Genomic DNA, 12,252 nt, shown 5'->3' with positions numbered 1-12,252 from the left:
TCACTGGTTTAGAAATGCTTCGGTTAACAATTAAACCCGTTGACTTCCCTCCTCGTTGAAACCAACTTTCTCGTGTTTTCGTAAAACATAGAGAAAATGAGGAGGAAGAAAAAATGGACAACGAGTACGTAGTCGGCTGGGGCACCCTTGCCTTAATTAATGCTGGCCTTGCACAAGGAAAGAACCGAACAGGGCTCAATTGGTTCTTGCTTTCACTGTTGCTAGGACCAGTGGCCACATTAATCTTGCTATTTGTCGAAAAGCGTCCGAATCCGAATGATTAACACATGGGAAATGCAACCCATTTTATAAGATAGAGCTTCTATCTTCGCTAAAACATACCAAAAGTGCAGAGTACATTGCTGCACTTTTTTTCGTTCGCAGCTGTTTTAAGAAATACCTTAACCACAGCGTCTCGTTACCACGTACCTCATTCTTATTAATTCTCTTTTGATTATTTTAGGTAGATAGCCACCACTTACTTCTCCTCTAAAAAAGGTCAACCTATCTGTTAATCCGTTTCAATCGATTAAACATTGGCCCTATCCCCTTTTCCTATAGCCACGCAACCGGACCGTCAGCAAAACATTCCTTCGTACAGACACAACCAAGCCCAGTGTTGCATAGATATAACCATTCTTGTGGAGGTGAGCTTATGTCCGGCATCCTCGCTGCACTCACATATTTTATGAAAGAAGTGTTTGTTTTTGTTTCCTATGTCAAAAACAACGCTTTCCCGCAGCCATTAAGCAAAGAAGACGAAAAAAAATACTTAGCCCGGATGGCAGAAGGCGATGCTTCTGCACGGAACATGTTAATTGAACATAATCTTCGCCTTGTTGCCCATATCGTTAAAAAATTTGAAAACACAAGGGAAGATGTCGAGGATTTAATTTCCATTGGCACAATCGGCTTGATTAAAGCCATTGAAAGTTATTCCGAAGGCAAGGGAACGAAATTAGCGACGTACGCGGCACGCTGTATCGAAAATGAGATTTTAATGCATTTGCGGGCTTTGAAAAAAGTTAAAAAGGACGTTTCTTTGCACGATCCAATCGGTACAGACAAAGAAGGCAACGAGATCACACTGATCGATATTCTCAAGGATGACGGCGAAGACATCGTTGATGTCTTGCAGACGGAAATGGAAAAAAAGCAAATTTACGAGTACATTCATGTGCTCGATGAACGTGAAAAAGAGGTCATTATTGGCCGATTCGGTTTGAATATGGAGGAAGAGCGGACACAGCGGGAAATTGCGAAAGAATTAAATATTTCCCGTAGCTATGTCTCCCGGATTGAAAAACGGGCGTTAATGAAACTGTTTCATGAGTTTTACAAACATAGTCGTGGCCGCAGTTAAATAAACAGAGATGCCTGATATTCAGGCATCTCTGTTTTTCGCGGCGTCATATTGATTGGTAGAGCGCTTAGGCGCCAGCGACTGCCATTTTCCAAACGAAGCCGCCAATATTTGTTGAAACAATGTCCCGGCAATGACAGGCAATGTGGCAGCTGGTGGAAAGTAAACAATCGCAATCGCTGCCCCGACACCGATATTGCGCATTCCTGAAAGCAGCATCATGCTAACCTGGTCCTCTTTAGGAGAGCCTGTCGCCTTTGCAAAATATAACCCTGTTAAGTAGCCGATAATGGCCAAAGCTAGTACCGTTGCAACAATCATGGCCAGTTTTATATCAAGCGCCAAAAAATAAGGTGCTGCGACTGAACTATTTAACAGGATGACCGCAAGTAAGCCAAGCTTTGTAAAGGGCGCGCCGACTACGTGTATGACGTCGACCCATGCCGGTTTTGTAGCGTTAATAGCCAATGCGGCAAGGGATGGCGCCACGACCATCCAAAAGACGCCCATAAAAATCCCGAATGTATCAAGGGGCAGCTCGGTTCCGAGAAACACAGCTAGCGTTAACGGTATGAAGATGGGCGCAACCAATGTGTTTGCCAAAATTAAACAAAGCGCCAACGACCGGTTTCCCCCATAAATCGAAATCCACATGAGGGAAACGATGCCTGTAGGAATGGAAAAAGCGAGCAAAAGGCCTGTTTGTGTCCATACGTCATCTGGAAACAACAAAATGCCAGCAATATAAGCACAAAACGGCAAAATGAGCTGCAGCGAGACAAAAGTTAGAAAAAAGGATCGTGGGAATCGAAAGACTTGCTTTATTTCCCGCGGATGGATTGTAATGCTGTTTGCAAACGACATACAGGCAAAAATCCATGGCACCAAAAAGGCTGCAGGTTCGAGCATTTGATTCGCAAGTACGCCAGCAATAACAGCTAGTGGTGTCATGGCTGGGAGCCACTTTTGTAGGAATTGGTTCATCGCTTTGTTCTCTTTCTATTTTCCGCTCGTACTCGCCGTTTGATGAGGCTCATTGCTTCTTGCATAGCGCTTCTCCTTTCGAACGCTCTCTTACTGTTTTTCTTTCCACGTTTTATATTCTTGTTTAATTGTTTCTAGAAGCGCTTGATCAGTCAACACATCAAAGGCCGTATGCGCCATCGTTTTTGCGCCAAGCATCAGCCCTTCAAATCCTTGCTCGCTTAATGCGGCATCACGGAATTCAGGCGTATGGCACGCATAACCGCCATCTGTAATTTTCACGTACGGATGGATGGCGGGCACGCGCTGGCTGACATTGCCCATATCCAACGAGCCTCCAAGTGTTTTTTCGCGAATATCGTCGACGTCAACGCCCAACGCAACCAAATTAGCGGTAAATTGTTTGGATAGCGCTTCATTTGTATTCATATCGTCATAGGAAAACTCGTAGAACGAAATTTCCAACTGTGCGCCAGTCGCAAGAGCTGCTGCCTTCGCACAGTTTTTCACCTTTTCAAGCAAAGGTTGAAGCGTTTTTCGTGATGCAGCGCGCACATAAAATTGTGCTCTGGCAAAATCGGGAACGACATTTGCAGCCTGTCCCCCTTCTGGGATAATGCCATGTATACGCACATCTGGCGTAACATGCTGCCTAAGTGCATTGATTTGGTTAAATGTCGCTATGACTGCATCCAATGCATTGATTCCCTCATGGGGGCTAGCCGCTGCATGGGCCGCCTTTCCAAAAAAGTCGAACTGAATGGCGTCCATTGCCAACGAAGTTCCGCTTTCCTCATAATGGGCATTCGGATGGACCATCATGGCTACGTCAAGATCATCAAACAATCCTGCGTCTGCCATGGTCACTTTCGCTCCACGTGTCTCTTCCGCTGGTGTGCCATAGACATATATCTTGCCCCCTGTTTTATGCAAAACGTCACTGAGACCAATCGCTGCTGCAGCCGACATCGTGCCAATTAAATTATGGCCGCAAGCATGACCAATTTGCGGGAGGGCATCATATTCAGCCATAAAGCCCACTTTCGGCCCAGGTTGGCCGCTGTCAAATGTCGCTGTAAAAGCCGTTTCTAACCCGCATGTTCCCACTTCTACTGTAAATCCATGTGATTTTAATAAGTCAGTCAATGTTTTGCAAGCAATAAACTCTTCATGTCCAAGTTCTGGATTGTGGCCAATATGCTGGCTTACTTCCCAAAATGTTAAACGAAGCTGTTCCAGTTTTTCACTAATTTGTTCTTTCATTTGGTTCTCCTCGATTCATCGTATCTTTATTCGCTACTTGACATTTATCTATTATACTTTATATTAAAATAAAGTTAAATATAAATTCATATGAATATTTATACCGATAGGAGCTTTCAACAATGGAACAGAAAGACACCAGCAACTCAGAAAACACAGCACCAATTTCGAAAGTCCCCCATACGTACGCAATTTTGTTTGCAATGATTGTCCTGGCAGCGTTAGCCACGTACTTCGTTTCTCCAGGCGCGTTTGAGCGGGTTGAACAAGACGGACGGACACTCCTTGTCGAAGACAGTTACACGCCCCTTGAAGCGAGTCCTGTTACCCCATTTGAAATGTTTCAAGCCATTCCAACAGGCCTTATGGATTCTGCACAAATTGTTTTTTATATTTTTCTAGTAGGTGGCACGTTCGGCGTTATTTTAAAAACGGGAACGATTGACGCGACTGTTTATAGTTTGATTGGCAGGCTACAATCAAAAGGGATTTATTTAATTCCAGCGATGATGATTGTTTTTTCCATTCCTGGCGCGACGATTGGCATGTCTGAGGAAATTATTATATTTGTACCAATTGGCATTGCCGTAGCGAAAGCTCTTGGATACGACACGATCACTGGAACAGCTATGGTCAGCCTCGGTGCTATGGCCGGTTTTGTCGGCGGCATGATGAACCCGTTTACTGTCGGCGTTGCCCAATCGATTGCTGAATTGCCTCTTTTTAGCGGGATCGCTTTTCGTTTCGCTGTATTTTTGTTGTTTCTAGGCTCTGCGATCTGGTTGGTTGTCCGCTATGCTCTGAAAGTAACAAAAGATCCGTCTGCTAGCCTTATGTATGGCTTTGAATCTGGGAAACAGGCAAGCGCACAAGCAGCCCCGCGTTTTTCTGGGCGGCACGCCTGTGTGCTAGCAATTATTGCTGTCGGTTTTGCCCTTAATATGTATGGTGTATTCCAATGGGACTGGTATTTAACAGAAATGGCAGCTATCTTTATTATTATTGGCTTTCTCGTCGGCCTCACTGGCGGACTTGGCGTAAATGGTATGTTTACCGCCTTTACGGACGGAATGAAAATGGTCACATTCGGCGCTCTCGTCGTTGGTTTTGCCAGAGCGATTTTAGTGGTAATGGAACAAGGCCAAATCATGGATACACTTGTTTATCAGCTTTCCAATTGGATTAGCGTCATCCCTAGCCAACTGACAGTTATCGGCATGTTTATTTTGCAGTTGATTATTAACTTTTTTATTCCATCAGGAAGTGGACAAGCAGCAGTCACGATGCCGTTAATGACCCCTCTTGCCGACATGTTGGACATCCAACGGCAAGCAGCTGTACTGGCGTTCCAGTATGGAGATGGCATCATGAACACCATTAACCCCACTTCTGCGCCGCTGATGGCCTTTCTAGCAATTGCTGGCATCCCTTATTTACGGTGGGTGAAATTCATTTGGAAACTTGTCGTTATTTGGTTTGTGATTTCAGCGATCGCTTTGCTAGTCGCTGTAGCGCTTAATATCTCCTAAAAGATTCGTCTGCCTGTTTGCCGCTAGCCGTTTGCTAGCGGCTTTTTCCATGCGAATAACTCGATTTCCAGGGGCCAAATCAGTATACTAAAGGAGATCGTCACACGAAAGGAGACATGAACCAATGAAATTCATTGACAATGCAGGCATTACAGATCCACGAATAAACTTAGCGATTGAAGAGTGGGCGCTAAAAAACTTAGACCCAGAAGAAACATACCTTCTCTTCTATATAAATGAGCCTTCGATCATTATTGGCAAAAACCAAAATACGTTTGAGGAAATTAATTTAGATTATGTAAACGACAACAACCTCCATGTTGTTCGGCGTTTATCAGGCGGCGGCGCGGTCTACCATGACTTGGGCAATTTGAATTTTAGCTTTATCACGAAAGATGATGGCGATTCCTTTCACAATTTCAAAAAATTCACTGAGCCCGTTGTTCAAGCACTGCAAAAACTTGGCGTAAATGCGCAATTAAGTGGACGAAATGACCTTCAAGTAGGCGAACGTAAAATTTCCGGCAATGCCCAATTTACGACAAAAGGCCGTATGTTTTCCCATGGCACGCTCATGCTCAACTCAGAGATTGAAAACGTCGTTTCCGCGTTGAAAGTGAAAGATGACAAAATTAAATCAAAAGGAATCAAATCGATTCGCAGCCGAGTAGCCAACATTGCTGAATTTTTAAGTGAGCCACTGACAATGGAAGAATTCAAAACGATGCTGTTGCGTTATATTTTTAATACGAAGAGCGGCGCCGTTCCTGAACATACATTAACAGAGACAGAATGGGAGCAAATCCACGCTTTGTCAAAAGAGCGCTATCAAAACTGGGATTGGAATTATGGCAAATCGCCTGCCTTTGACATTCAACGCTCCAAGCGTTTTCCGATCGGTTCGATCGATTTGCGTTTAAATGTGAAAAAAGGCGTCATTGTGGAATGCAAAATTTATGGTGACTTTTTTGGCGTAGCAGACGTGGCTGAACTGGAAAACAAGCTTGTCGGCAAACGCTACGATGCGGACGAACTTAGAGATGCATTAAACGACACGGAAATTAAAGCTTATTTTGGAAACATCGATAAAGAGGATTTCTTATCATTAATCTATTAAAATTCTGTAGCAAAAAAAATGGCGGCCTTTAAGGCCGCCCAATTGGGGAGAGAGACAAGAAAGAACAATTCGGAAGCAAGGGTTGCATCCTTTCCTTGTTTCTAATGTACTTCACTTCTTTCGTTTTTGCAGCACAATTGTCATAAGATCTGACACATTACTTTTGATAAGGAGAATACCGGTGTTAACAATTGATGAGATTAAAGCCAAATTGAAGGCAGCGGACACATGTAACAAGCAAGTGGGAAGAGAAGCAGCCGTCCTTCTTCCCCTCATTACGATCAATCGGGAACTCCATATCCTCTTTCAAGTCCGGTCTTTGGCTTTAAGAGCTCAACCTGGAGAAATCTGCTTCCCAGGAGGAAAGATTGAGCCATCGGATCATGATGCAAAAGCAGCGGCCATTCGCGAATGCACGGAAGAGTTAGGCATTGACGAATCGGACATTAGCGTCATCGCTGCCCTTCCTCCTGTACACACGCCACAGCGCACATTCATCTTTCCGTTTTTAGCAGAAATTTCGTCAATAGAAGATATTTCTATTAACGATGCAGAGGTTGATAGCTGGTTTACTATTCCAGTCGCTTATTTACTCAGTCATCCCCCATTGCAAGGCTATATGAATATAACGGTCCAACCAGGCAAAGGCTTTCCGATTGAAAAGATAGCAAACCGAGATGCTTACGAAGGGCGGATCTACCAAATGCCAGAATACTTTTACGAATACAACGACTATATCATTTGGGGGTTGACAGGCCGGATATTAAAACACTTTCTTGACATGCTTGAACCATGAGTAGGTATGGTTAATTGACATAGCGAGCTATCCTTTGATTGCAAAAGCTGAGAATGTTCATCCCCGTTGGAGCAAGATCTTTCCCAACTTTTGCTGGGTTGGCTTTGCCTGCTTGCAAATAAATGGTCATAATTCGTTTTATTGATTTTTCCATTGCCATTCACGCTTTGAGTATGATGGTTGGTGTTACGTTAAGGTCAAGGCTGTTTTCAACTCAACAAACAGCCTTAACCTACACAAAAACCGAGCTATTTTCCGATATCGCCTTTTTGCGCCGCCTCCACCTCTTTTGTCAGCGTACCCAAGGCGGTAGTAGGTTCCAAGCGGTCCCTTCCTAAGGCGTGCCCCTGACTATCACGCCATCTGCTAATGTATTTATTCCTGAATGGAAGACGTAGTCTCTTCCCTGATTGTTATCCCATTGTCCACGCCCATTATTAAAAGCTGCCCTGAGCTGGCTTCCCTCTTCTGTTTCAATTGTTATTTTCGCGTAGCCTTCATACTCCGACGAATTTAGCGGCACCCCTGGCAAAGTGGTCCAAGCTTCTTGGTTGAGAGAGTAATGAATGTATGGATTGGTCCAACTAGTCTTATAGTAAATCGTAATGTCATTTGCTTGGACAGGTTTTTCGGAATGCCATTCCCCATCAAACCACCCGTCTTGGTCTCGATAAAACCCCTCCTCTCCAGGCCCTGGCCATTGATTAGCGCCAGCATCTTTAAATAACACGCGCGCACTTTCTGCCCCTTCGATTGTGTACTTATACCAGCCATTCTCGACAAGCTCCATTTCTGGCGCTGAACCCCATGATGGTTCCTCCACTTTAGGCTCTGTTTCGTAATAGTAAATGTGCGGTGTCCCCCATGTGTCAGGGTTTTTGAAGTAAACGGTTAGCCCTGGCGATTTTGTAAACGCATACATTTCTTCAGTAGAGCCGAATTCGTTCTCCGCCTTGAGCTGAAGCGTTACCTCTTCTCCGGCTTCCGTCCCTTCCCCAATCGTAATGGCATCGCCATCCATAAAGGATTGTTCGGCAGCTCCATTAACCGAGTATGCCCCTTCTCCTACGTTTTGCACGTGCAGCGTCACCTCTAACGAATCACCGGAAAAGGAACCGCCAGGCGGATCAGCAAAAACGTGGGGATAAGGCGGTACCTTCGTAAAGGTATATTCCGCTTCCGCTTCACCTGCTTCATTTTTTGCAAAAAGCCGCAATGTCAGCGACTCATCAATAGCCAAGTCACTCCCGATGGTCAGCACCTCCCCATCGGCAAAGGGTGTTCCCTTTTCCTTCGGATCGGAACCGTCGATTGTATATGCGCCCGACTCCGCTTGCAGCACACTGAGTGTGACTTCAAGTTCTTCACTAGAAAACTCCCCGCCTTGAGGCGAAGCAGATACGGAAGGAATCGTCTCTCCTTCGGTTTCCACTAAAATGACGCCATTTTGATGGGCTGCAAATGTCGCTTTCCCGTTTTCAACGACCGTGCTGTCTCCCGTATAAAAGTCACGGACTGTCTGCCCGTCGGAAAAAACAGAGGAAACATCAATCGTCGTTTCACCCGTTGCCCCGACTGTCACGACAACACGATCATCGACCCCATCCTCCACGTAGGTGCGGCTAAATGTATACGGATTTGTGCCAATTTGCTTGTGCGCTCCTGCCCCTATCGCTAAATGGTTATTTCGAAATTGCCCCATCTTTTGCCAATGGCTTAATACATCCTCATGCACAGAATCCCAGTTCATCGATGAACGTGTGCCTTGCTGGGGATCAGATCCAGTCGGCCCAAATGGCCGTGCTGTCTCATCGCCATAAAACAATTTGACCCCGCCAGGAAGGAGCATTAAATACGTGCCGCCATCAACTAGGCGCTCCCGTGGATATAAGTGCGTATCATGCTGAGAAAGATAGCTTAGCACATTGAAAGACGCGTCCGTATTGATCTGATTTGCATAGTGGGAAAAAGTGTCTTCCATTGTGTCCAATCGGTAAGCGGGACCGTTCCCATGTTCCCCTTGGAATGTAAAATTAATGATTGAATCGAATCCGTAATCAAAGTATTCGCTCCGTCCGACACCATGGCCCCACACTTCGCCTACCATCCAAAAGTCATCCGTCCAGCTCGCCCCTGGTGCATCTGGGTTTTCTTCACGCCATGACCACAGCGCTTCATTCGCTGCATCCTTTAACTGCTGCCAACGGAACAACTCCACATGTTTGGCCGTGTCGATACGAAAGCCATCAATTCCAAATTCCTCGACCCAAGCGGCGAGCCATTGCACAATATAATCTGCCGGAGCTATGTCTAGATCACGGCGTAGGTCGCTCGCAGTTGGAACGATCCAGTCCTCATACCCCTCTCGTCGCTCTTGGCTCCACTTCGTCTCTAACAAGGGAGGCAAGCCGACACTATGTGTGAGCTCGGTCCGGAAGTCGGGCAAACCGGCTAAGCACATTGTGGTTTCACTGTTTCCACACGATTCATATCCGCCAATTCCTGCGCGAACCCAAGGTCCCCACCATGTGCTCCACGCCGAAGCATCATCATAATGAATATGGTTGTGGACATCGTGCCAAGTTTGCCCTTCACCTGGTGTCCAATCCTCGGATACGCCTGGATTTCCGAAGCCATATTCATTCATATCTTTAATGGTGTTGTAGCCTGGATGGTTCATCACCACATCTAAGACGACGCGAATTCCTTGTTCGTGGGCTGTGTTGACGAACTCTCGCATTTCCTCGACTGTCCCCATATTTTGATCGACCGTCGTATAATCCAACGCATAATAGCCATGGTATGCATAATGAGCAAAATCGCCATCTGAGCCGCCGCCGACCCAGCCGTGGATCTGTTCATAAGGAGCCGAAATCCAAATCGTATTGATCCCTAGATCTGTGAAATACCCTTCATTGAGCTTATCGGTTAACCCTTGGAGATCCCCACCATGAAACGTTCCGATGTTTTGGCCCCAAGCGTCTTTTTGTGGCCGGCCATATGAATCGTTATTGCCTCGATTACCGTCGTTAAAGCGGTCAGTAATGGCAAAATAAACCGTTGCATTATCCCATGAAAATGGTTTCTGGTCGCTGTTTTGCGAAGCATATGCGTCATTCACAGAGGAAGTAGATAACAAAAATGAAAACGTTACCATAACTATGCATGCTAAAAAAACTTTTGTTTTCCTTATATTAATCAAGATTTTTCCTCTCCTTTATTATTTTTAAGCAAACGTTTGCACAAACAGACAAAAAGCAAGTGGAACCCACCTTTAGAAAAGGCTTTCATAATTGAAAACCAACCAGCCACTCAATATCCTATAAATAAGCAGATTGAGCCAGTATGGATAGAGAACATTGCTTTTTCTTCCCACTCCTCCTTTCATTTCCTATTCATTCTAAATTGATTTTTCTTAAAAATCAATAGATCGTCTCTATTTTTCTTTTGTGTGGATACAGTTGCTCTAGATTTTATTGAAGGCACGCTCATTTTTATTTTAATCCGTCGAACAGTCATTCGCTCGCTTCTCCACCACTCAGCTTTCCTCATAGAACAAAGTGCTTGACTTCTCAAACCCGAGTAAATATATTAGGTTTATCAGATAATTGACTGACGCATCAATCAGTAATAAAAAGGGGATGTTTATGAGCACACTTGATAACAGGCGCCATTTAATGGAGGCTGCCTTGGCGCTTTTCGCCCAAGAAGGCTACCACAAAACGAAAGTATCCGACATTGTCAAACAAGTCGGCGTTGCCCAAGGCACTTTCTACTGGCACTTTAAAAACAAAGAGGAGATTGTTTTATGCATTTTGCAAGAAGGCGAACAAGCACTCTTGAATGTCATTCGCTCCGGATACCGCCAAACAGAAGGAAATGTCGATGATATGGTTGAATCTTCGCGGCGATTAATGACCGACCTCTTCTCTTTTGCGCAAGCAAATCCAGATTATATGCGGTTGTTATTCAAAACAGGGCAAGATGCAGAAGAAAAAATTTGCCGGCATATCTCCCATACGCTCATCGCTATTGAAGAAGCGTTCGAACGTAACATTAAACGGGCCCAAGAACTAGAGATGTTGCCAAAAGATAGTTCCAGCAAAAGACTTGCTGCTATGCTCGTTAGTTTAGTGCTCGGAACACTTGAGCGTTGGCTGTTTTCGGAATCACCCCATTTAGACAATATTGCAGCTGAATCGTTGGCAGTTGAAATCGTTTCTTTTGAATTTTTTGGGCTACTCGGCAAAACAAAGTGAGTGGAGGTGACCTTTTTTGGGATTTTTGAAAAAAGTCGTCGTGCAAGTCATACCGAGCTTGCTCATTTTAACATTGATCATTTTTTTCCTTGTTTATGTTGCTGGTGATCCTGTGTCCGTGATGCTTCCTGAAAATGCGACTGCGGCAGACCGTGAAGTGTTACGTGAAGCCTTAGGTTTAAATGAACCTTTTCACGTGCAATATTTGCATTTTTTAAGTGACCTTCTCCGTGGCGATTTTGGGATGTCCCTGCAATACCAGCAGCCAGCCATTGACCTTGTGTTCAGCCGTTTGTGGGCAACGTTAGCTCTGTCGATTGTAGCGATGCTAATCGCGATTGCGATTTCCATCCCCCTAGGCATTTATGCTGCCATTAAGCGGAATACGTTTGTTGATGTACTCATTTCAGGATTGTCGATTGTCGGCAAGGCGATGCCTAATTTTTGGATTGGGATTATGCTGATTCTCTTTCTAGCTGTCGCCATTCCCATCTTTCCCGTTTCAGGCGCAGCGACACCGCTTCATTTTGTATTGCCAGCCTTTACGCTTGGCATCGCCCTAGCGGCGGAAATGACGCGGCTCACACGGGCTAGTATTTTGGAAGTAATCGACCAAGAATATGTCCAAACAGCGAGAAGCAAAGGTCAAAAAGAGAGCATTGTCATTTTTAAACATGTGTTTTTAAATGCGTTAATTCCCGTTATAACGATCATCGGTCTACAATTTCCACAGTTGATTGGCGGTGCCATTGTTGTCGAAACCGTTTTTTCATGGCCAGGGGTTGGCCGCTTGTTGCTTTCCTCAATGGGAGTAAGCGATATGGCAGTCATTCAAGCCATTGTATTTGTCATTGCGCTCATTACGATTGTTGTAAATTTATTGACCGATTTGCTTTATCGCGTGCTTGACCCACGCATTAAATACAACTAGGCTAGGAGAA

General features: G+C 44.9%; 11 protein-coding genes. 7 read left to right on the top strand and 4 right to left on the bottom strand.

What is annotated here, in order from left to right; genetic code table 11:
- Positions 1 to 113 precede the first annotated feature (113 nt).
- Positions 114 to 284, top strand: a complete 171-nt coding sequence (locus BUC05_RS21375) for a hypothetical protein (protein WP_011246462.1) — start codon at positions 114 to 116, stop codon at positions 282 to 284.
- A gap of 371 nt (positions 285 to 655) precedes the next feature.
- The gene (gene sigK, locus BUC05_RS01525) at positions 656 to 1,363 is read left to right on the top strand and encodes an RNA polymerase sporulation sigma factor SigK (protein WP_011246461.1); all 708 of its coding nucleotides are present in this window, start codon (positions 656 to 658) and stop codon (positions 1,361 to 1,363) included.
- Positions 1,364 to 1,384: 21 nt separating this feature from the next.
- On the opposite strand, the gene BUC05_RS01520 is transcribed toward sigK, so the two are convergent.
- Positions 1,385 to 2,347 carry a bile acid:sodium symporter family protein gene (locus BUC05_RS01520; RefSeq protein WP_073303993.1) on the bottom strand — a complete coding sequence of 321 codons (963 nt, stop codon included), beginning with the start codon at positions 2,345 to 2,347 and terminating at the stop codon, positions 1,385 to 1,387.
- A 90-nt stretch (positions 2,348 to 2,437) separates the two neighbouring features.
- Positions 2,438 to 3,610, bottom strand: coding sequence for a M20 family metallopeptidase (locus tag BUC05_RS01515; RefSeq protein WP_011246459.1), 1,173 nt, complete (start codon positions 3,608 to 3,610; stop codon positions 2,438 to 2,440).
- A gap of 122 nt (positions 3,611 to 3,732) precedes the next feature.
- Between BUC05_RS01515 and BUC05_RS01510 the strand changes: the two genes are divergently transcribed.
- The 3 genes from BUC05_RS01510 (at position 3,733) to BUC05_RS01500 (ending at position 7,052) form a co-directional block, all read left to right on the top strand.
- On the top strand, positions 3,733 to 5,139 hold the full coding sequence (locus tag BUC05_RS01510) for a YfcC family protein (protein ID WP_063609700.1): 1,407 nt from the start codon (positions 3,733 to 3,735) through the stop codon (positions 5,137 to 5,139).
- A 124-nt stretch (positions 5,140 to 5,263) separates the two neighbouring features.
- Complete coding sequence (locus BUC05_RS01505) at positions 5,264 to 6,256, top strand: lipoate--protein ligase (protein ID WP_011246457.1); 993 nt, start codon at positions 5,264 to 5,266, stop codon at positions 6,254 to 6,256.
- A 181-nt stretch (positions 6,257 to 6,437) separates the two neighbouring features.
- Positions 6,438 to 7,052: an NUDIX hydrolase gene (locus tag BUC05_RS01500; RefSeq protein ID WP_035204566.1), complete on the top strand. Its 615-nt coding sequence runs from the start codon at positions 6,438 to 6,440 to the stop codon at positions 7,050 to 7,052.
- A gap of 10 nt (positions 7,053 to 7,062) precedes the next feature.
- On the opposite strand, the gene BUC05_RS01495 is transcribed toward BUC05_RS01500, so the two are convergent.
- Together BUC05_RS01495 and BUC05_RS01490 are read right to left on the bottom strand one after the other, a co-directional pair.
- Positions 7,063 to 7,206, bottom strand: coding sequence for an uL11 family ribosomal protein (locus BUC05_RS01495; RefSeq protein ID WP_244153277.1), 144 nt, complete (start codon positions 7,204 to 7,206; stop codon positions 7,063 to 7,065).
- Between the two features lie 180 nt (positions 7,207 to 7,386).
- Positions 7,387 to 10,209, bottom strand: coding sequence for an alpha-amylase family glycosyl hydrolase (locus BUC05_RS01490; RefSeq protein ID WP_244153276.1), 2,823 nt, complete (start codon positions 10,207 to 10,209; stop codon positions 7,387 to 7,389).
- Between the two features lie 490 nt (positions 10,210 to 10,699).
- On the opposite strand from BUC05_RS01490, the gene BUC05_RS01485 reads away from it, so the two are divergent.
- Positions 10,700 to 11,311 (top strand): TetR/AcrR family transcriptional regulator, encoded by a 612-nt coding sequence (locus BUC05_RS01485; protein ID WP_011246454.1) that lies wholly within the window; start codon positions 10,700 to 10,702, stop codon positions 11,309 to 11,311.
- Between the two features lie 16 nt (positions 11,312 to 11,327).
- A complete protein-coding gene (locus tag BUC05_RS01480; RefSeq protein ID WP_011246453.1) occupies positions 11,328 to 12,242 on the top strand; it encodes an ABC transporter permease in 915 nt (304 codons plus the stop codon).
- Positions 12,243 to 12,252 lie beyond the last annotated feature (10 nt).

This window comes from Shouchella rhizosphaerae (genome assembly GCF_900142675.1).
Classification (GTDB): Bacteria; Bacillota; Bacilli; order Bacillales; family Bacillaceae_D; genus Shouchella; species Shouchella rhizosphaerae.
The sequence above is the reverse complement of the archived record's forward strand: the minus strand, read 5'-3'. Positions and strand labels throughout refer to the sequence as shown.

What these genes read in the sequence shown, in the direction of transcription:
- BUC05_RS21375 (WP_011246462.1), top strand. Translation starts at nt 114, where the DNA reads ATGGACAACGAGTACGTAGTCGGCTGGGGCACCCTTGCCTTAATTAAT.
- sigK (WP_011246461.1), top strand. Translation starts at nt 656, where the DNA reads ATGTCCGGCATCCTCGCTGCACTCACATATTTTATGAAAGAAGTGTTT.
- BUC05_RS01520 (WP_073303993.1), bottom strand. Translation starts at nt 2,347, where the DNA reads ATGAACCAATTCCTACAAAAGTGGCTCCCAGCCATGACACCACTAGCT.
- BUC05_RS01515 (WP_011246459.1), bottom strand. Translation starts at nt 3,610, where the DNA reads ATGAAAGAACAAATTAGTGAAAAACTGGAACAGCTTCGTTTAACATTT.
- BUC05_RS01510 (WP_063609700.1), top strand. Translation starts at nt 3,733, where the DNA reads ATGGAACAGAAAGACACCAGCAACTCAGAAAACACAGCACCAATTTCG.
- BUC05_RS01505 (WP_011246457.1), top strand. Translation starts at nt 5,264, where the DNA reads ATGAAATTCATTGACAATGCAGGCATTACAGATCCACGAATAAACTTA.
- BUC05_RS01495 (WP_244153277.1), bottom strand. Translation starts at nt 7,206, where the DNA reads ATGGAAAAATCAATAAAACGAATTATGACCATTTATTTGCAAGCAGGC.
- BUC05_RS01490 (WP_244153276.1), bottom strand. Translation starts at nt 10,209, where the DNA reads ATGGTAACGTTTTCATTTTTGTTATCTACTTCCTCTGTGAATGACGCA.
- BUC05_RS01485 (WP_011246454.1), top strand. Translation starts at nt 10,700, where the DNA reads ATGAGCACACTTGATAACAGGCGCCATTTAATGGAGGCTGCCTTGGCG.